Source organism: Pseudomonas lalkuanensis (assembly GCF_008807375.1).
GTDB classification, from domain to species: Bacteria; Pseudomonadota; Gammaproteobacteria; order Pseudomonadales; family Pseudomonadaceae; genus Metapseudomonas; species Metapseudomonas lalkuanensis.
In genome coordinates this window covers 4,983,232-5,002,177 of the sequence record NZ_CP043311.1, presented here as the reverse complement: position 1 = coordinate 5,002,177, position 18,946 = coordinate 4,983,232, and the positions used below count along the sequence as shown (strand labels likewise).

At 64.8% G+C, this 18,946-nt stretch carries 21 protein-coding genes and 1 riboswitch; of the genes, 11 read left to right on the top strand and 10 right to left on the bottom strand.

Annotation, left to right across the window (positions count from 1 at the left end; translation table 11 throughout):
* Positions 1-3 precede the first annotated feature (3 nt).
* A complete protein-coding gene (gene upp, locus FXN65_RS23185) occupies positions 4-642 on the bottom strand; it encodes a uracil phosphoribosyltransferase (RefSeq protein ID WP_137821721.1) in 639 nt (212 codons plus the stop codon).
* 277 nt (positions 643-919) lie between these two features.
* Here upp and FXN65_RS23180 point away from each other — a divergent pair, with 277 nt between their 5' ends.
* Entirely contained in the window at positions 920-1,477 is a 558-nt protein-coding gene (locus tag FXN65_RS23180; protein ID WP_151136826.1) for a hypoxanthine-guanine phosphoribosyltransferase, read from the top strand.
* A 3-nt stretch (positions 1,478-1,480) separates the two neighbouring features.
* Positions 1,481-1,954, top strand: coding sequence for a WbuC family cupin fold metalloprotein (locus FXN65_RS23175; protein ID WP_151136824.1), 474 nt, complete (start codon positions 1,481-1,483; stop codon positions 1,952-1,954).
* Here FXN65_RS23175 and dauA read toward each other — a convergent pair.
* Entirely contained in the window at positions 1,921-3,675 is a 1,755-nt protein-coding gene (dauA, locus tag FXN65_RS23170; protein ID WP_151136822.1) for a C4-dicarboxylic acid transporter DauA, read from the bottom strand. The two genes, FXN65_RS23175 and dauA, sit on opposite strands and share 34 nt — an antisense overlap.
* Positions 3,676-3,804: 129 nt before the next feature.
* Here dauA and FXN65_RS23165 point away from each other — a divergent pair, with 129 nt between their 5' ends.
* Together FXN65_RS23165 and FXN65_RS23160 are read left to right on the top strand one after the other, a co-directional pair.
* The gene (locus FXN65_RS23165) at positions 3,805-4,293 is read left to right on the top strand and encodes a hypothetical protein (RefSeq protein WP_151136820.1); all 489 of its coding nucleotides are present in this window, start codon (positions 3,805-3,807) and stop codon (positions 4,291-4,293) included.
* 64 nt (positions 4,294-4,357) lie between these two features.
* A complete protein-coding gene (locus FXN65_RS23160) occupies positions 4,358-4,645 on the top strand; it encodes a PA4642 family protein (protein WP_151136818.1) in 288 nt (95 codons plus the stop codon).
* 149 nt (positions 4,646-4,794) lie between these two features.
* On the opposite strand, the gene mqo is transcribed toward FXN65_RS23160, so the two are convergent.
* Positions 4,795-6,312: a malate dehydrogenase (quinone) gene (mqo, locus tag FXN65_RS23155; protein WP_151136816.1), complete on the bottom strand. Its 1,518-nt coding sequence runs from the start codon at positions 6,310-6,312 to the stop codon at positions 4,795-4,797.
* A gap of 352 nt (positions 6,313-6,664) precedes the next feature.
* Positions 6,665-6,898 (bottom strand): hypothetical protein, encoded by a 234-nt coding sequence (locus FXN65_RS23150; RefSeq protein ID WP_178119384.1) that lies wholly within the window; start codon positions 6,896-6,898, stop codon positions 6,665-6,667.
* A 175-nt stretch (positions 6,899-7,073) separates the two neighbouring features.
* Between FXN65_RS23150 and FXN65_RS23145 the strand changes: the two genes are divergently transcribed.
* A complete protein-coding gene (locus FXN65_RS23145; RefSeq protein WP_151136814.1) occupies positions 7,074-7,658 on the top strand; it encodes a YajG family lipoprotein in 585 nt (194 codons plus the stop codon).
* 204 nt (positions 7,659-7,862) lie between these two features.
* Positions 7,863-8,147 (top strand): hypothetical protein, encoded by a 285-nt coding sequence (locus FXN65_RS23140; RefSeq protein ID WP_151136812.1) that lies wholly within the window; start codon positions 7,863-7,865, stop codon positions 8,145-8,147.
* A 64-nt stretch (positions 8,148-8,211) separates the two neighbouring features.
* Here FXN65_RS23140 and FXN65_RS23135 read toward each other — a convergent pair whose 3' ends face one another.
* Positions 8,212-9,375 (bottom strand): 1-acyl-sn-glycerol-3-phosphate acyltransferase, encoded by a 1,164-nt coding sequence (locus FXN65_RS23135; protein WP_151136810.1) that lies wholly within the window; start codon positions 9,373-9,375, stop codon positions 8,212-8,214.
* A gap of 104 nt (positions 9,376-9,479) precedes the next feature.
* Between FXN65_RS23135 and FXN65_RS23130 the strand changes: the two genes are divergently transcribed.
* Genes FXN65_RS23130 through FXN65_RS23120 form a run of 3 tightly spaced genes read left to right on the top strand, consistent with a single transcriptional unit; the run spans position 9,480 to position 10,561 of the window.
* A complete protein-coding gene (locus FXN65_RS23130; RefSeq protein ID WP_151136808.1) occupies positions 9,480-9,662 on the top strand; it encodes a CPXCG motif-containing cysteine-rich protein in 183 nt (60 codons plus the stop codon).
* Positions 9,662-9,922, top strand: a complete 261-nt coding sequence (locus tag FXN65_RS23125) for a putative signal transducing protein (protein ID WP_151136806.1) — start codon at positions 9,662-9,664, stop codon at positions 9,920-9,922. The genes FXN65_RS23130 and FXN65_RS23125 overlap by 1 nt, the downstream gene beginning before the upstream one ends.
* 24 nt (positions 9,923-9,946) lie before the next feature.
* Positions 9,947-10,561, top strand: a complete 615-nt coding sequence (locus tag FXN65_RS23120; RefSeq protein ID WP_151136804.1) for an SOS response-associated peptidase — start codon at positions 9,947-9,949, stop codon at positions 10,559-10,561.
* Positions 10,562-10,654: 93 nt separating this feature from the next.
* Here FXN65_RS23120 and FXN65_RS23115 read toward each other — a convergent pair whose 3' ends face one another.
* Positions 10,655-12,793 (bottom strand): methyl-accepting chemotaxis protein, encoded by a 2,139-nt coding sequence (locus FXN65_RS23115; protein WP_151136802.1) that lies wholly within the window; start codon positions 12,791-12,793, stop codon positions 10,655-10,657.
* Positions 12,794-12,966: 173 nt separating this feature from the next.
* Between FXN65_RS23115 and FXN65_RS23110 the strand changes: the two genes are divergently transcribed.
* Both FXN65_RS23110 and FXN65_RS23105 read left to right on the top strand, forming a co-directional pair.
* Positions 12,967-13,785: a M48 family metallopeptidase gene (locus FXN65_RS23110; protein WP_151136800.1), complete on the top strand. Its 819-nt coding sequence runs from the start codon at positions 12,967-12,969 to the stop codon at positions 13,783-13,785.
* A 113-nt stretch (positions 13,786-13,898) separates the two neighbouring features.
* Positions 13,899-14,882 carry an NAD-dependent epimerase/dehydratase family protein gene (locus FXN65_RS23105; protein ID WP_151136798.1) on the top strand — a complete coding sequence of 328 codons (984 nt, stop codon included), beginning with the start codon at positions 13,899-13,901 and terminating at the stop codon, positions 14,880-14,882.
* 29 nt (positions 14,883-14,911) lie between these two features.
* On the opposite strand, the gene FXN65_RS23100 is transcribed toward FXN65_RS23105, so the two are convergent.
* From FXN65_RS23100 to FXN65_RS23085, 4 genes are all read right to left on the bottom strand, one after another.
* Positions 14,912-15,355, bottom strand: a complete 444-nt coding sequence (locus FXN65_RS23100) for a ketosteroid isomerase-related protein (RefSeq protein ID WP_151136796.1) — start codon at positions 15,353-15,355, stop codon at positions 14,912-14,914.
* 166 nt (positions 15,356-15,521) lie between these two features.
* A complete protein-coding gene (locus FXN65_RS23095; RefSeq protein WP_151138923.1) occupies positions 15,522-16,103 on the bottom strand; it encodes a TMEM165/GDT1 family protein in 582 nt (193 codons plus the stop codon).
* Positions 16,104-16,133: 30 nt separating this feature from the next.
* A riboswitch (yybP-ykoY riboswitch) is annotated at positions 16,134-16,317 on the bottom strand.
* Between the two features lie 48 nt (positions 16,318-16,365).
* The gene (locus FXN65_RS23090) at positions 16,366-17,835 is read right to left on the bottom strand and encodes an amino acid permease (RefSeq protein ID WP_151136794.1); all 1,470 of its coding nucleotides are present in this window, start codon (positions 17,833-17,835) and stop codon (positions 16,366-16,368) included.
* An 89-nt stretch (positions 17,836-17,924) separates the two neighbouring features.
* Complete coding sequence (locus FXN65_RS23085) at positions 17,925-18,923, bottom strand: class I SAM-dependent methyltransferase (RefSeq protein WP_151136792.1); 999 nt, start codon at positions 18,921-18,923, stop codon at positions 17,925-17,927.
* Positions 18,924-18,946 lie beyond the last annotated feature (23 nt).

The following is an 18,946-nucleotide window of genomic DNA, read 5'->3' as shown; positions in this document are numbered from 1 at the left end:
CGATCAGTTTTCCTTCTGCTTGGTGCCGAAGATCTTGTCGCCGGCATCCCCGAGCCCGGGAATGATGTAGCCGTGCTCGTTGAGCTTCTGGTCGATGGAGGCGGTGTAGATCATCACGTCCGGGTGGGCATCGTTGACCACCTTGATGCCTTCGGGGGCGGCGACCAGCACCATGGCGCGGATTTCCTTGCAGCCGGCACGCTTGAGCAGGTCGATGGTAGCGACCATGGATCCGCCGGTGGCGAGCATCGGGTCGATGATCAGCGCAAGGCGCTCGTCGATCTCCGGAGCCAGCTTCTCCAGGTAGGTGTGGGCTTCCAGGGTTTCCTCGTTGCGGGCCACGCCCACGGCGCTGACCTTGGCGCCCGGAATCAGGCTGAGCACGCCGTCCAGCATGCCGATGCCGGCGCGCAGGATGGGCACCACGGTGATCTTCTTGCCGGCGATCTTCTCCACCTGCACGGTGCCGGCCCAGCCCTGGATTTCGTAGTTTTCCAGGGGCAGGTCATTGGTCGCTTCATACGTCAGCAGGGCGCCGACTTCCTGTGCCAGTTCGCGGAAGTTCTTGGTGCTGATGTCGGCGCGGCGCATCAGGCCGAGCTTGTGGCGGATCAGCGGATGGCGGATCTCACGGATGGGCATGGGAAGGTTCTCCGGCGGGCTGGCAAAAAAATTGCGTTAGCTTAATCCATTGACTACAGGCTGTGCTGCACTGACTGGTGGGTCCGGGCCACTGATGTCGCGGTCACGCAAGGAACTGTCACACGCGGCGCAGCCGCTGCAGTATGGTCGACGCTCGTCCGTCGGGGCTTGCTCAGGGGCAGGCGGATGAGTACCTTTGCCGACTTTTATCTTGACGACCTGTTCAAGTTTTAACCGGGAACCGCGCATGTTCCCCGCTGAATCCAGAGGAATTGCCATGTCCGCCGATCTCGCACACATCCGCCAGGTAATGGCCGAAGCCGATTGCCTGTACACCGACGCCCAGGTCGAGGCTGCCATCTCCCAGGTCGCCGAAGCCATCAACGGCGAACTGGCCGAGCGCAACCCGGTGGTCTTCTGCGTCATGAACGGCGGCCTGATCTTCGCCGGCAAGCTGCTGCCCAAGCTGGACTTCCCCCTGGAGCTGTCCTATCTGCACGCCACCCGCTACCGCAATGAAACCAGCGGCGGCGAGCTGTTCTGGAAGGCCAAGCCGGAAATCTCCTTCATCGACCGCGATGTGCTGATCATCGACGACATCCTCGACGAAGGGCACACCCTGGCCGCCATCATCGACTTCTGCAAACACGCGGGCGCCGCCAACGTGCATACCGCCGTGCTGATCGACAAGACCCACGACCGCAAGGCCCGCCCGGACCTGAAGGCCAATTACGTGGGCCTGCCCTGCGAAGACCGCTACATCTTCGGCTACGGCATGGACTACAAGGGCTACTGGCGCAACGCCGCCGGTATCTTCGCGGTCAAGGGGCTCTGAGCCATGAGTTCGCCACGCTTCCTCGATCAGGCCTTGTTCGCCGAATTGGCCGGGAGGTCCGCGGCGAGCCCGCGCAAGCGCCAGCACCATAACTTCCACGCCATGGAAGAGCCCTGCCATCGCATGGCGGTAGGGCTGCAGCCCGGAACCTACATCCCGCCTCACCGTCACCTGTCTGCCGACAAGGCGGAAAGCCTGCTGGTGCTCAAGGGACGCCTGGGCCTGCTGATCTTCGACGAGGCTGGCAAGGTGATCGATCAGCGTGACCTCGTGGCCGGTGGTGACTGCGTCGGCGTAGACCTGCCTCCGGGGGTGTTCCACGCCCTGGTGGTGCTGGAGCCGGACAGCATCCTGTTCGAATGCAAGGCCGGCCCCTATCGCCCAGTGGGCGACGGCGAACTACCCGCCTGGGCACCTCGCGAGGGTGAAGAGGGCGTGGCGGATTACCTGGCCTGGATGACCTCGCTGTTCGCCTGATCCGCGATTGGTTCCAGCCAGCGCAATGCCTTGCTGCGAGCCTGTTCCAGGGTTTTCACGTAGGCCAGTTTTCCCGTTTCCCGATGCACGCCGGCGCGGCGAAGCTTCAGCCGCACCCGGGGTGACGTACCCACCAGTACCAGGCCGACGCCTTGTCGGCCGTAATCGTGCAGCAGGTTTTCCAGCGCTGCCAGCGCCGTCATGTCCAGCATGGGCACGGCACTCATCTCGACGATCACCACTTTCACTTCCGGGTTGAAGCGGCGCAGCACGCTCAGCGCCTTCTCCGCCGCGCCGAAGAACAGCGGCCCGCGAATGGCGTAGACCAGCACCTGTTCGGGCAGCTCGCGCAGTGCCTCGTGAAAATGGCGGGGCAGGGGCGCTGCGTCGGTGAGGTCGCTCATGCGCTTGATGAACAGGCCCGCGGCGAGCAACAGGCCGACGCCTACCGCCAGCACCATGTCGAACAACACCGTCAGCACCAGGCAGGTGAGCAGGACCAGCACATCGTTGCGCGGCGCAATGCGCAGCGTGTGCACCACATGGCGGGCCTCGCTCATGTTCCAGGCCACCATCAGCAACAGCGCCGCCAGGGCCGCCATTGGCAGGTAGCTGAACAGCGGTGCGAGCAGCAGCATGGCCAGCAGCACCACGCCGGCGTGGATGATGGCGGCGATGGGCGAACCGGCTCCAGCGCGTACGTTGGCGGCACTGCGGGCGATGGCGGCGGTGGCGGTGATGCCGCCGAACAGCGGAGCGACCAGGTTGCCCAGGCCCTGGCCAAGCAGTTCGGCGTTGGGGTCATGCCGGGTGCCTGCCATGCCGTCGGCCACCACGGCGCAGAGCAGCGACTCGATAGCGCCGAGCATGGCGATGGCGAAGGCCGGTGCCAGCAGTTGGCGGATCAGCTCGAACGACAGGCCCAGCGGCTGGCCATCCGGCCCCGGTAGCTGCCAGGGCCAGGCGAAAGTTGGCAGAAAGGGCGGGATACCGGGATGGCTGACGCCGTCGACCACATAACTGAAGCGCTCGCCCAGGGTGGCCACGGGAAGGCCCAGTACCTCCAGCATCAGTCCGAGCATTGCCCCGAGCGCCAGGGCCACCAGGTGGCCCGGCACCTTGGGTACCAAGCGCGGCCAGATCACCAGCACCGCGAAGCAGGCAATGGCCACCAGCGCATCGCCCAGGTGCGTGGTCGGCAGCGCATGGGTCAGCAGGTACAGCTGGTCCACATAGTTCTGCGGCGTCTCGGCCAACTGCAGGCCGAGCAGGTCCTTGATCTGCAGGGTGGCGATGACGATGCCGATGCCGGCGGTGAAGCCGAGCGTCACCGGATAGGGGATGAACTGGATCAGCCGCCCCAGCCGCGCGAGGCCCATGGCGATGAGGATCAGCCCGGCCATCAGCGTGCAGAGCAACAGGCCGCCGAGGCCGAACTGTTGGGTGATGGGCAGCAGGATTACCACGAAGGCCGCCGTGGGGCCGGAAATGTTGAAGCGCGAGCCGCCGCTCAGGGCGATCAGCGGTGCCGCCAGCAGCACCGTGTAGAGACCATGTTGCGGGGCCACGCCGACGGCGATGGCCAGCGCCATGGCCAGCGGGATGGCGATGATGCCGACGGTCACCCCGGCGGCCAGGTCGCCACGCAGGTTCGCCAGGCTGTAGCCCTCGCGCAGGGATTGGCGCAAGGCGGCGAAAAGAGGGGGGAGGTATGCGGACATGGCGGCTCCTTCGCTGCGACCCGCCGAGTATAGGGCGTGACGGCGGTTCGCGGGGCTGACCTGAGTCGTATGCCAGAGCGACCCGGGGCCGTGCTAGAGTGCGGCGCTCCCTCGCTGTTGGAGCTTTCGATGTCCGCCCCCTCGCGCTTTGGCGCTGCTCTCCTGCTGATCCTCTGCCTGCCCGCAGGTGCCGCTGATAACGTCCCCATGCATGCCCAGTTCCTGCCGCCGGACGACCTGTCGTTGCGCCAGGAAGAGCCCGAAATGCAACAGCTGATCCAGATCACCGAGTACGCGGTAGTGCTGGGAAGCCAGCGCCAGTCCAACCAGCAACCGATTCCCATCACCTCGCCCACCTTAGTGCGGCTGAAGGGCAAACCGCTGAGCAAGGGCGCCGATGTGCGTCAGGTGGTGATCCAGTTCGACGGCGAAGGCAAGAGCCTGAAGAAGCCCAGCTACGACCCGCAGACCCGCATCCTCAGCCTGAACTACCCGATGGCGCAGTACGCGGCGGTAGTCGATCTGCTGCGCAACGGGCCGGTTTACTGCCAGTTCCTCAGCTATCCCAACGGCCATGTCTGGGCCGACCTGCACAGCGGTGCGGTACGCCCGCGTTGAGCGTGGAGGCCGGGCGGGGGTAAACTGCCCGCCCCCGAGATACCCGGCCCGAGAGATGTGAGCGATGCGTAAAGACAAGAAGCAGGTGATTGGCGAAGAAATCTCCGATGACTCGATCAAGCTGTTCCTCACGGTCGAGCCGGCCGACTCCACACCGCCTTCGCTGCACAAGCTGATCAAGGCCTATCGCGGTCTGCGCATCGACGACTTCGAGCGCTTCGTCGGCTTCTTCATCGAGGCCGGTTACGACCTCAACGCCAAGGATGAAAAGGGCAATGACTTCATCGCCCTGATCCAGGATCAGCGCATGGCTGAGCCCTATATCGAGGTGATCAAGGCCGCCCGCGGCTGAATTCCTTCTAGCTGTTGAAAGCCCGCCCTAGAGCGGGCTTTTTCATGGGCGCGCTGATTCGCGAGCAGAGCTCGCTCCTATGGAAAGCGTTTTTTCAGGCATAAAAAAACCGCCCCGAAGGGCGGTTTGATTCAGCGTGCTGCCGGGACTCAGGCGATGCTCTGGGTCGCAGTGTTGACGCTGGTCAGGCCCAGCGCCGCGTCGGAACGGGCGCTGACGTCGCGGTACAGGGCCGCGTCGCTTTCCAGGGCCTTTTCGCGGGCCGGGAAGATTTCCTTCAGCTTGGTCGCCCATTGCTCGGAACGGGCCTGCTCGGCGAAGCAGCGCTCGATCAGGTTGAGCATGATGGAGACGGTCACCGAAGCACCTGGGGAGGCACCCAGCAGGGCGGCGATGCTGCCGTCTTCGGAGGAGACCAGTTCGGTGCCGAACTGCAGGACGCCGCCCTTTTTGTTGTCCTTCTTGATGATCTGCACGCGCTGGCCGGCCACTTCCAGGCGCCAGTCGGCCGGGTCGAGCTCTGGGTAGAACTTGCGCAGGGCATCCAGGCGCTGATCCTGGGACTGCATCACTTCCTTGATCAGGTAGCGAGTCAGGTCCATGTTGTCGCGGGCCACCGAGAGCATCGGCAGGAGGTTGCTCGGGCGGACCGACATCGGCAGGTCCATGAAGGAACCGTGCTTCAGGAACTTGGTGGTGAAGCCGGCATAGGGTCCGAACAGCAGGGACTTCTTGCCATCGACCACGCGGGTGTCCAGGTGCGGCACGGACATCGGCGGGGCGCCGACTTCGGCCTGGCTGTAGACCTTGGCCTGGTGCTGCCTGACCACTTCGGGATTGTCGCAGCGCAGCCACTGGCCGCTGACCGGGAAGCCGCCGAAGCCCTTGCCTTCTTCGATACCGGAAAGCTGCAGCAGCGGCAGCGCGCCACCGCCAGCGCCGAGGAACACGAAGCGCGCGGATACTTCGCGATTGGCGCCGGTCTGGGTGTTCTTGATGCTGACTTTCCAGCCGCTGTCGGTGCGCTTGAGGTCGGTGACTTTCTGGAAGTAGCTGACGCGAGTGCCCTGCAGGCTCTCGAGATACTGCAGCAGCTGGTTGGTGACCGCGCCGAAGTTGACGTCGGTGCCGTTCAGGGCGCGGGTCGCGGCGATCTTCTCGGACGCATCGCGTCCTTTCATCATCAGCGGCGCCCATTTGGCCATGGTGGCGCGGTCTTCGGTGTATTCCATCTCGCCGAAGGCGTGGTGCTGGCGGAGCAGCTCGAAGCGCTTCTTGAGGAAGGCGGTGTCCTTGTCACCGCGCACGAAGGAGAGGTGCGGGACAGGATTGATGAAGGTCTTGGGCGAGCCGAACGCGCTCTTGCCACTCATGTAGGCCCAGAACTGCTTGGAAACCTCGAACTGGGCGTTGATGTTGACGGCCTTCTTGATGTCGATGGAGCCATCGGCCGCCTGGGGCGTGTAGTTCAGTTCGCAGAGGCCAGCATGACCGGTTCCTGCGTTGTTCCAGGGGTTGGAGCTCTCAATGGCCCCCGACTCCCGGAGTTCTGCGATCTCCAGCTTGATGCCGGGATCGAGCTCTTTAAGCAGTACCGCCAGCGTAGCGCTCATGATGCCGGCCCCGACCAGCAACACGTCCACTGCTTCGTAATCGTTTTGCGCCATTTGCTCGCCACTCTCTCGTGAAGTAGTGAAAAACCGTCATCTCACGCTCTTTTGGAGTCGTGAACCTCAAAAGAATCGCCTGCTCCCGGACAAGCCGCTTCCGTCTGCACGCGCGTTGCCATGCGTGCGTCCCTGCAACAAACGTTTGCAATACGGGCGGAAGGATGCGGCAAGCCAACAAGTGGCAGCGCGAAAAGTGGACGGCTCTCTGTGGGGCTGTGCGGATGCCCAAGCTGGCGCGAGGTGCGGTGTTGCGAGGCCCGATCAGGAGACGACCTTATAATCGGGGGGCGATTATAACGATGAAATGAGGCGAATAGGGCGCCCGGTGTGACTTTTCTTCTTCCGCCGGTCAGGCTGCCAACGCACGGCGGCGCGAAGATTGTCCGACGACCGGTGCGACGCGCGCGCTGGCGGGGAGGGGCTGGTCGAGCCAGGCAATGCTGGCTTCGCTGACTTCGACCCAGTTGCCGCTGGCCGGCCGGTCGATTCCCTGGTGCAGGCCACGGCAGATCCCGGCCTGATCCACCAGGGCGAAGCTGCGGCGTTGCGGGCGGCGTGCGAACAGGGACCAGAAGAGGATCATCGGGGCTACTCCAAAAGGGGCAACGCCTTTATCCCATGCGGGCGTGACAGGGGCATGACAGGAACCGCACCGGCGGATGGCGGTCTGATATTGCACGGGGCTGGCGCACTGTCAGTACCCCGGCCGGCTGGTTATACTGCCGGCCGTTTTGCTTTCATTCCTGGAGAGATAAAGCATGCTGAAACGCTCGTTGCTTGGCCTGCTGGCCGCCCTCAGCCTGACTCTGGTCGGCTGTGCCCTCAGCCCGCAGCAACTCAGCCCGCAACCCAAACTCACCGGCCCGCTGACTCCGTATGGCCAAGGCCAGCCGGTGGTCGTGCGTGTTGCCGACGGTCGTCCGTCCCCGGTCCTCGGTACCCGTGGTGGCATCTATGCCGACACCAGCGCCATCAGCGTGCAGAGCCAGGACATCCTGCCGCGCCTGCAGGCTGAAGCGGAGGCCGCCGTGCGCCTGCTGGGCTTCACCCCGTCGCCCAACGCCTACAACGCGCCGCAGCTGACCCTGACCCTGGCCGACCTGAAGTACCAGTCGCCCAAGGAAACCTACGTCACCGAGGCCAACATCAGCGCCAGCTTCCGCGTCGACGTGCAGAACAGCGCCCGCCGTTACAGCGGCAAGTACGGTGCTTCGCTGAACCAGCGCTTTGGTACCGCGCCGAACCAGCAGACCAACACCAAGCTGGTGAGCGATGTGCTGAGCGACGCCCTGACTCGCGCCTTCAAGGATCCGACCATCGGTCAGGTCCTGTCCCAGCAGTAAGCGGACCCCGAATGAGAAAGCCCGGCCATGTGCCGGGCTTTTTCGTTTCCGGCAGGACAGCGGCGGCATTCGTCGGAACGTCCATCAGCCGAGCCGCTGGTTGGGTAAACTCTGCGCCATTCCGAGAACCGCCCGGAATCAGGGCGGACCGTTCCTTGTCTTGCAGGTTGCGTGCACGGCTGCACCCCTGAAGCGGAGTTTGAGATGTCGCTGCAGGCGCTTTGGGCCATGTTTCTGGCCCACCCCGCCCAGGTCGTGAATGGCCTGGCGCTGTTCTTTGCATGTGCTGGCGCCTGGGTGCTGCTGGCTACCCGTTGGCGCGAACAGCGCTCCATCGCCCGTCTGGCCGCCGAAAGCGAGCTGGAAGAGGTGGACGGCCCCACGGTCCAGGATGAGTCGACGCAGCGCCTGAATCGCTTCTTCTACGCTTTCGGCTACTTCAGCCTGGCCGTGGCCCTCGGCGTCTCCTGGGCCAGTACCCAGGTCTGACTCCGTAATGAAAAACGGCGACCTTCGGGTCGCCGTTTTCGTTTGTGCTGGGGCTTGATGCGAATCAGAGCGGCAGCCCGGCCTTGATCCGGTACTGGTTTCGCACCGGGGTGGCGTACTGCTGGATCAGGTAGGGGCGCTGTACCTCCGGGCAGGCGCCCAGACGCTTCTGCCACTCGGCCTGGGCACGGGCCAGTTCGTCCTCGTCGAAGACTTCGGCCGCCGTCGGCACGTGCAGCTCGGGGTCGCGCTCGTTCCACATGGCGTAAGCCAGGTAATGCACGGGGAACAGCCGGTAGCCGCCGAGGATCTGCTTGTCGATCTCCTGGGCCAGTTGCTTGGCATCTTCGCTGGCGCTGCCGATCTCGCTGCCGAAGGCGATGTGCACACGACCCTTGTAGCCGGTGATGCCCAGGGCAATGCTCGCGTCGTCCTCACCCGGCGCCTTGGCGTAGCCGCCGGTGCTGGCGCGAACCTGCAGCTCGCGGGCCTTGGCCTGGTCGCAGGGATCGTACTCGTAGCTGATGGACACCGGGATCAGGTGCAGGTCGCGGATCACGTCCGGGAAAGGCTCATCCTTGCGGCTCATGTGGAACATCTTGAGGATCGCCGAGTCGGTGCGGTCGTCACCGTCCTTGGCGCGTCCTTCGGCCTGGGCGATCCAGATCGACTGGCCGTCCTTGCAGATCGAGTGATTGATGTAGGCCGACAGCAACTGGAAGGCGGCCAGCTTCTCGCGGCGGCCGGCCAGGTTGCGGTGCACGATGAAGCTCTTGTTCAGGCGCATCAGGTCGCTGACGAAGGGCTTCTGCAGCAGGTTGTCGCCGATGGCGATGCGCGGCGTCGGCAGGCCTGCGTGGTACACGGCGTAGTTGACGAAGGCCGGGTCCATCACGATGTCGCGGTGATTGGCCAGGAACAGGTAGGCGGTGCCCGGCTTCAGGCGTTCCACGCCCGAGTAGGTCACGCCGTCGGTGGCGCGCTCGATGGTGTTGTCCACATAGGGTTCGATGCGGTCCTGCAGCGCGGCGACCGAATCGATGCTGGCGAACTCGCGACGCAGCCGATGAGCTATAACAGGCTTGAGGAGCCAGCCCAGCGGGCCCGCCAGCTTCGGGAAACGATAGCGGGTGAGGGTGCCGAGGAAAGCGTCGTCGGCGAACAGGCGCGAAAGCACCGTCGAGACCTCGGCATCGTCATAGGGTCGGATGGCTTCAAATTCGCCCATTGGTCACTCTTGTTCTGGAATCGGCTGGGTGTAGGTGGAGGCCCCGCAGCGCGGAGCCTGAAGTAGACCGGCGATTATACAGGCAAGTCACACGGGAGGCGGGGATGCTGGAAACGGAGGGCTATCAATGCCCCTATTGCGGCGAGCCGGCCGAAGCCGTGCTGGATCTCTCCGGTGGCGACCAGCAGTACATCGAGGACTGCCCGGTCTGCTGTCGGCCCATCCTGTTCCTGCTCTGGACCGATGGCCGGGAGTGGAGTCTGGAGGTTCGCCGGGAGGATGACTGATGCGGCGCATCTATGAGCCCAGGGATCTGATCGAAGCGGAACTGCTCATGGGCATGCTGGCCAGCGAAGGCGTGGAGGCTTACCTGGCCGGTGGCCACCTGCTGGGCGGCATCGGGGAGCTGCCGGTGTCCGGGCTGCTCGGCCTGCTGGTCGAGGACGAGGACGCCGAACGCGCCAGCGGGCTGATCGCCGCGTACAATGCCGCGCAACCCCTGGCGAGCGAAGAGCCCGACAGCTACCCCGGCACTCTGCTCTGCTGATCCCCGACCCGAACTGGCTGCCCAATGTCTGGACGCTTCGCCCTGTTCCGCTGGACGCCCGCGCTGGCGGCCCTTCCCGGATTCCCCGCCGATCACCAGCCGCACTGGAACCTTGCGCCAGGCGGCCGGGTACTGATGCTGCGCGAGCTGGACGGCCAGCGTCGCGCCGACATGGCCCGCTGGGGGCTCACCCCGGCCTGGCTCACTGACCTGACGAAGACTCCCGCTCACGCCCGCGCCGAAACCCTGGCCGACCAGCCGATGTTCCGCGAAGCCTTCCGCTCGCGGCGCTGCCTGATCCTGGCCAACGGCTTCTATGAGTGGCGCGGCGTGCGCAAGCGCCCGTACTGGATCAGCGCCGAGGGCGGGACCCTGTACATGGCGGGGCTCTGGGAGGCTTACCCGGTGGGGGATGTGGAGTATCTCAGCCTGGCGATGGTCACCCGGCCGGTCGCCGACCTGCGCCGTCCGCTGGTGCTGGATGAACGAGCCCAGCGCCTCTGGCTCGCCACCGACTCGACACCGATGCAACTGCTCGAACTGCTGAGCAATCCCGGTCCGCAATTGCGCGAACGCGCCCTGGCCAGTCTGGTGAACGATCCCAAGCTCGATGGGCCGGAGTGCCTGACGCCGGCGTGAATCGACGCGGGTAGCCGTGGGAGCGAAATCATTCGCGAATGAATTCGCTCCCACAGGAAAGAAGAAAGCCCCTCGTGTGAGGGGCTTTTGCTTTTACACCTTGAACTGATTGATCAACCGCCGCTGTTGCTCGGCGAGTTTGGTCAGTTCCGCACTGGCCTGGGAGGCCTCGTCGGCACCGCCCGCGACCTCGTTGGCCACCTGGCCGATGTTGATCACGTTGCGGTTGATGTCCTCGGCCACGGCGCTCTGTTCCTCGGCGGCGCTGGCGATCTGGGTGTTCATGTCATTGATCACCGATACCGCCTGGGTGATGGACTCCAGCGCGTGCGCGGCCTCGTTGGCGTGCTGCACGCTGGTGTCGGTCTTGTCCTGGCTGTCCTGCATCACCTTCACCACTTCGCGGGTGCCGTGTTGCAGTTGCTGGATCATGCTCTGGATTTCTTCGGTGGCCTGCTGGGTCTTCTGCGCCAGGTTGCGCACCTCGTCTGCCACCACCGCGAAGCCGCGACCCTGTTCACCGGCACGCGCCGCCTCGATGGCCGCGTTCAGCGCCAGCAGGTTGGTCTGCTCGGCGATACCGCGGATGGCGACCAGGATGGCGTTGATGTTTTCGCTGTCCTTGGCCAGGTTCTGCACTACGCCCACGGCGCGGCCGATTTCGGTGGCCAGGGCACTGATGGCTTCGGCGGTGCTGTGGACGATGCGTTTGCCGTGGTTGGCTGCCTGGTCGGCGTGGCTGGCCGCTTCCGCCGCATGGGTGGCATTGCGCGCCACGTCCTGGGCGGTAGCCGTCATTTCGTGGACCGCGGTGGCGACCAGCTCGATTTCGGCCAACTGCTTCTGCACGCCCTGGTTGGTGCGGATGGCGATGTCGGCAGTGTGCTCGGACGAATCGCTGACCTTCTGCACCGAGGTCACGACCTGGCTGATCATCGACTGGAGCTTTCCGAGGAAGGTGTTGAAACCGCCGGCGATGGCACCCATTTCGTCGGCGCGGTCGTTGTGCAGGCGCTGGGTCAGGTCGCCGTCGCCCTTGGCGATGTCGTCGAGCATGCTGACCATCTGGCGCAGCGGACGGGCGATGCCGTAGCCGACGAACCAGATCACCAGCAGGCCGAGGCCGGCGATCAACAAGCCCACCAGGGTCATGCCGAAGATATCGGCGTCGCGCTGGGCGGCCAGGTCGGCCTGCAACTGGGTCAGTTCTTTCATCACCGCCTGAACCGGCAACTGGATCAGCAGTACCCAGTGGGCGTCGGTGTCGCCGATGCCGAACGGAACTGCCAGTTCGATGCGCTGGTTGGCCTGGTCGATGCGATACACCGGCTGGTTGCCATTCAGGCTGCGCAGGCTATCCATGGTGCTGGCGTCGAGCACTGTCGAGGCTTCTGCACCCAGCTTGGAGCTGTCCCGGGAATAGGCCACCAGACGGTTGTTGCTGGCGATGAGCGCCATGTCGCCGGCGCCTTCATAGAGGTGCTGGTCCGCCTCGCCGAGAAGGTCCTGGATGAAGTTCAGGGAGAAGTCCGCGCCGGCTATGCCGCGGAACTCGCCCTTGATCAGGATCGGTGCGGTGAACGACGACAGGATCATGATCTTGCCACCCACGTCGTAGGGGGCAGGGTCGATGGCGCAGGGTTTCTTGCGTTCCTTCGAGCAGAGGTAGTACTCGCCCTCGCGAACACCGGTGTTGAGCATCTTCTGGCTTTCCATGAAGCCGATGGCGTCCTGGCCGAGGCTGCCGTCGGCATTGCGGAACCACCACGGCAGGAAGCGGCCGGTTCCGTCGTAACCGTTGCCCTTCTGGCCGGCATAGCTGGCGTCGGCACCATCGATGCCATTGGGTTCCCAGCCGATGTAGCTACCGTTCAACTTGGGGTTGCGCTCGGTGGTCTGGCGCACCAGGTTGTTCAACTGCTCGCGGCTGATGCTCAGCCGGGGATTGCCGGCATCGTCGGTTTCACCCAGAAGGCTGTTGAGGTTGGCCATGTTCTTGGCGATACCCAGCGGCAGCTCCAGTTCGCGCTGGATCTGGCTGACCTGGGAACTGGCGAGCGCCACCAGGCGCTCGTTGATCACCTGTTCGAGCAGCGCCTGGGTGCGTTGCTGCACCAGTTCCTGGGTGCGGGCGCCGGAAAACAGCGCGTAGAGCACCAGGGCGGCAACCACCGCCAGTACGCTGGCTCCTGCCAGGGCTGCGATGGAGAACTGAATGGACCTGAACTTCATGTGGGCTCCGAAAAAGCTATTTCACCGTGAATCTGTATATCGGCCGTACTGTTAAATTTCCTGAGTCGCCGATGCAGTTAAAAGCGTCGCCTGCTTGTCTACATGCGACGCGGTTGCCCGGGTCACAGGCCAGCCGTAGCATTACCGACCTTGCGAAACGATGGAGAGCCACCATGGCCAAGCTGTTTTACCTGTCCGGGCTGACCGCGGCCCTTCTCCTGGCAGGATGCCAGGCCGTCAACACCACCAGTGGCGGAGCGGTTGGCGTCGAGCGCAAGCAGTACATGTTCAGCATGCTGTCGACCAGCGAGCTCAATCAGATGTACGCCCAGTCCTATCAGCAGACCCTGAGCGAAGCCCAACAGAAGGGCGTGCTGGACAAGAACAGCAGCGACGCCCGCCGTGTCGACGCCATCGCCAAACGCCTGATCGCCCAGACTTCGGCCTTCCGTCCGGACGCGGCGCAGTGGGCCTGGGAAGCCAACGTCATCGACAGCGACGAGCTCAATGCCAACTGCGGTCCGGGCGGCAAGATCATCGTCTACAGCGGCCTGATCCATAAGCTCAAGCTCACCGACGACGAGCTGGCCGCGGTGATGGGCCACGAAATCGCCCACGCCCTGCGCGAGCACAGTCGCGAAGCCATGTCCAAGGCCTATGGCGTGCAGATGGCCAACCAGATCGGCTCGGTGCTGGGCGTCGGCCAGGCCGGCCTGGGGATGGCCAATGCGGGGGTGGAATACCTGATGACCCTGCCCAACAGCCGTTCCAACGAGAACGAGGCTGACCTGATCGGCCTTGAACTCGCAGCACGGGCAGGCTACGACCCGAACGCCGCCATCACCCTCTGGCAGAAGATGGAGCAGGCTGGTGGTGGCGCCCCGCCGGAGTTCATGAGCACTCACCCGTCGTCCAGCACGCGCATGTCTTCTTTGAAGGCGGCCATTCCGAAGGTGATGCCGCTGTACCAGCAAGCCAAGGGCCAACGCTGAGGTCAGGGTTGCCGGATGCTCACGCCTGGCATCCCGGCAACCCGCGTTCTAGACTGCTTGCCGCCACCCCGGGCGCTCCGGGGCGGCGAATCTCCAGCGGATGAGGAGTTGCAGTGAAAATCGCCGTACTTGGAGCAACAGGGCTGCTCGGCCATCACGCGGCACGGGCAGTGAAGGCCGCGGGGCACCAGTTGGTGCTGATTCACCGGCCGTCCTCACGGATCGAAAGGCTGTCCTACCTGGAGCCCGAATGCCGGGCCGCCGAACTGCTCGACCATGCGGGCCTGACCCGCGCCCTCACCGGGCTGGACGGTGTGATCTTCTGCGCTGCCAGCTACCCGAAGCGTCCGCGACGCTGGCAGGAAGAAGTTGCCAGCGCCCTCGACGAAACCAATCATTTCTACGCTGCCTGCCTCGCCGCCCACGTGCCGCGCATCCTCTATACCGGCGCGGCCATCGCCCTGCCGCGCCACCCCGAAGGCCTGCCTGGCCACGAGGGGCTGTTCTACGAAGGGATGCCGCGCTGGAAGAACCCCTACCTGCTCTGCAAGTGGGCGCTGGATGAGCAGGCCCGCGAACAGGCGCGCAGCGGTCTGCCGGTGATCATCGGCATTCCGGGCATGTGCCTGGGGGAATTCGACGTCGGCCCCAGTACCGGACGCATCGTCACCGCCATCGCGCATGGCTGGATGACCCACTACGTACCCGGCCGGCGCAACGTGGTGGATGCCGCCGATGCCGGGCGCGGCCTGTTGCTGGCGCTGGAGAAGGGGCGGGCGGGCGAGCGCTACCTGCTGACCGGGCGGAACATCGAGATGGCCGAGCTGACCGAACGCATTGCCAACCTGCTCGGCGTGCAGCCGCCGCAACCCATGCCGCTGGCGCTGGCCAAGGGTATGGCGGTGCTCGGGCGCTTGAGATTCCGGTTGTCGGGCGAGTTGCCCAAGCTGAATGACACCGCCATTGCGGTCATGGCAGGCGGGCAGTTCCTCGATGGCAGCAAGGCGCGCCACGAGTTGGGCTTCGTCGCCGAAACGCCGCTGGAGGTCACTCTCGAACGCACCATCGCCTGGTTCCGCGGCAACGGCTATCTCTAGGCGCCCTGCGAACAGCCGTGGAGCCCTGATCAGGGCAGGGCTTTTTCGGCGAAGTGCTGGGTCGAGAGACCGAGCTGGGCACGGAAGCTTTCCATGTCGAACATGGTGCAGATCTCCTGCACCTCACCCAGGCTGTTGAAGGTCCAGAAGGCCATGGCCGAGATGCTCAGCACCTTGTCGCTGGGCGGATAGCCCAGGGCGGGCTTCTGGATGCTGCCGATCAGGGTGCACCAGGTCACCACCTTGTTGCCTTCGGCTATGCATTCCTCGACCACGACTTCCAGGTCCGGCATGGCGTCGCGAATGTTCGCCACCATCTGGCTATAGCCATTGCTGGTGAAGGGACGGCTGATGAAGGAACTCTTGTAGAGGAAGTCCTTGCTCTGCAGTTGTTCGGCCAGGGCCAGGCGACCCTTGTTCCACGACAGCTCGATGTGCTGGCGAACCAGCCGCTTCATATCGTCCAGTGACACGTTGCGCTCCCGTGCGCTTGATCCAGTGCGCCACTTTACCGATTCGACCGGTGCCGCCATTGGCCGAAACGCCGCCAGCTGGCGGCATGTTCGCGGCCTGGGCGAAGGGAGATCGCCGCGATGCCCGTCAGCCGGACGCGGTGACGGGTACGCTTCACTCGAGCACTCAGAGCATTCCGCTGAGTTTCAGGGCTTCGTAGGCGGCGTAGACGGCCAGGGCGGCGAAGGCAGCGGCGGCCAGGCGACGGATCAGCGCCAGCGGCAGGCGATCGGCGGCGAAGTTGCCGGCCAGTACCACTGGTACGTTGGCGATCAGCATGCCGAGGGTGGTGCCCATGACGACCATGACGAAATGCGGGTATTGGGCAGCCAGCATCACCGTGGCGACCTGGGTCTTGTCGCCCATTTCGGCGAGGAAGAAGGCAATCAGGGTAGTGACGAAGGGGCCGTATTTCTTCAAGCCGGACTCCTCGTCGTCATCCAGCTTGTCCGGGACCAGGGTCCAGGCGGCGACGGCGGCGAAGGAGGCGGCGAGGATCCAGCTCAGGGTGGCGGCGGAAAAGAAGCTGGCGACCCAGGAACCCACGGCACCCGCGGCGAAGTGATTGGCCAGGGTGGCAGCGACTATGCCCCAGATGATCGGCCAGGGTTTGCGGAAGCGGGCGGCGAGAAGCAGCGCGAGCAGCTGCGTCTTGTCGCCGATTTCAGCGAGCGCAACGATCAGTGTCGGGACGAAGAGGGATTCCAGCATCAGGGTTCCTACGGGGGCGGGTCGACTAATCACCATGACACACGCAATCTGCCCGCCCCGGGTCAGGTTGTGTGTGTCATAGGTCTTGTCAAACCGCGGACCTGTCTATGCAGGTTCTGGGTCGCATGCGCCATGGTCTGTGGACCAAGTGTGTTGACGCACGCCGGGCGAGCAGGGCGCTCGCGGGAGACTACTCCCCTAGGACGGGGCGCATTTTGCACAAGCCGGGTTGCCCCGGCAAGCGCGAATTGTCGGGCGGTCAGTTGTCGCCGCCGCGGACGTCCATCTCCGAATAGCTCACCAGGCGGCTGCCCTTCTTCAGGCGGTAACCCAGCCAGATGGTGAGGAACAGCGGCAGGCTGATGTAGGTGGCGGCCAGGCCGGCCCAGTCGATGCGATCGCCGAAGAAGGCCTGGTAGTTCTGCCCGAGGGTGATCAGCAGGCACAGGGTGAAGGCGAACAGCGGGCCGAAGGGGAACAGCTTGGCGCGATAGGGCAGGTCGGCCAGGCGCCCGCCCTGGATCAGGTAGCCCTTGCGGAAGCGGTAGTGGGAGATGGCGATACCCAGCCAGGCGATGAAGCCGCACATGCCCGAAGTGTTCAGCAGCCAGGTGTAGAGCGTGCTGTCTCCGACGATGGAGGTGAAGAAGCACAGCGCACCCACCAGAGTGGTGGCGTAGAGCGCATTGCGCGGCACGCCGCTGGCGGACAGGCTGGCGAACAGTCTGGGCGCCTTGCCCTGCAGTGCCAGGTTGTAAAGCATACGGGTGGACGCATACATGCCCGAGTTGCCGGCTGAGAGGATGGCGGTGAGGATCACGGCGTTCATCACGCTGGCGGCCGCGGCGAATCCGGCGCGTTCGAAGAGCAGGGTGAAGGGCGACACGCTGATGTCGCTGGCGTCGTTCTTCAGCAGGTTCGGTTCGGTGTAGGGGATCAGCATGCCGATCACGAAGATCGCCAGGATGTAGAACATCAGGATGCGCCAGAACACCTGGCGGATGGCGATGGGGATGTTCTTCTTCGGATTTTCCGACTCGCCCGCGGCGATGCCGATCAGCTCGGTGCCCTGGAAGGAGAAACCGGCGATCATCGCCACCCCGACCATGGCCTGCAGGCCGCCGACGAAGGGCGCGTCACCCTGGGTGAAGTTGCTGAATCCCGGGGACTCGATGCCGCCCATGATGCCGAAGATGGTGGCCAGGCCAATGCCGATGAACACCACCACCGTCACCACCTTGATCAGCGCGAACCAGAACTCGCTCTCGCCAAAGCCCTTCACCGAGACGAAGTTGAGCAGGAACATCAGGCCGAGGAACAGAGCGCTCCAGTAAATGCCGGGTACGTCCGGCAACCAGAAACTCATGATCAGTTGGGCTGCCACCAGCTCGGCGGCGATGGTCACCGCCCAGTTGTACCAGTAGTTCCAGCCAAGGGCGAAACCGAAGCCATCGTCGACGAAGCGGCTGCCATAGGTGCTGAAAGAGCCGGAAACCGGGATGTGCGCAGCCATCTCGCCGAGGCTGGTCATGAGGAAATAGACCATCAGGCCGATCAGCGCGTAGGCCAGCAGCGCTCCACCGGGACCCGCGCTGGCCACGGTGGCGCCGGAGGCGACGAACAGGCCGGTGCCGATGGAGCCGCCGATGGCGATCATGTTCAGGTGGCGGGGCTTGAGGGAGCGGTGCAGCCCATCCTTGGCGGGAGTGGCAGTGTTCAGATCAGTCACGAAAAACTCCAGGTCGCCCCCGGCCGCAACCGGGGAACGGCGGCCTTTGACGCCGCTTGAGTATGGATAAAGGGCCAGGGCCCGCCAGGTCAGCCCCGGCGGGCGCGGTAGATGCGGAAGCCGTCTCCCTCGGCGAGGGTCTGGCAGGGGCCGAGATGGTACTCGATTAGCGGCGGGTATTTGAGGAAGCTGTTGGCCACGATGCGCAGCTCGCCACCGGGCAGCAGGTGATTCCGCGCCTCGCGCAGCAGGTCCTCGCTGGCCTGGTAGTCGGTGTGCACGCCCTGGTGGAAGGGGGGATTGCTGACGATGGCGGCCAGCTCCTCGGGGGCACCGTGAATACCGTCGGCGGCGATCACCTCGCCCTCAAGGCCGTTGGCGGCCAGGGTCAGGCGGCTGCTGGCAACGGCGAAGGCATCCACGTCCAGCAGGCTCAACCGGTTCTGTGGATAACGCCGCTTGAGCACTGCGCCGAGCACCCCGGCGCCGCAGCCGAAGTCCAGCAGGTGGCCGCTGGGCAATCCGTCCAGTTGCGCAAGGAGCAGGGCGCTGCCGCGATCCAGGCGGCCGTGGCTGAACACGCCGGGCAGGCTGACTACTTCCAGCGGGCCGTCGGCCAGGTCCAGGCGGTAGCGCTGGGCCAGGGCTTCCAGGTCGGGAATTGCGGGGGACTGCTCGACGGTCACTTGCCAGAGCTGGCAGTGGCGGGCGCTATCCAGCTTGCGCGGCTTGCCGAAAGCGGCCAGCTGTTTGGCGGCACGCTCGATGCCGCCGCGCTTCTCGCCGACGAGGAACAGCTCGCCGCCGGGCAGACGGGCGGCGAGGGCGGCCAGCAGGTAGTCGGTCAGTTCACGTGACTTGGGGAGGAACAGCACGGCGGCCTCGAAGGCATGCTCCGGCGGCGTGGTGCCGAACTGGCTGCGCCCGGCGAAGCGGCTTTCCAGGGTGGCCTGGTCGCCGGCGTGCCAGCTCCAGCCGCTGGCCTGGGGCAGGGCGCCGAGCAGGTCGTCCGCCGGCAGCCCGGCCAGCAACAGCGGGCGTTGGAACAGTTCGGCCTGTCGAAGCAGGACTTCGCTGCGTGGGTCCATCTGAAGAAGATCCTGATAAAAGC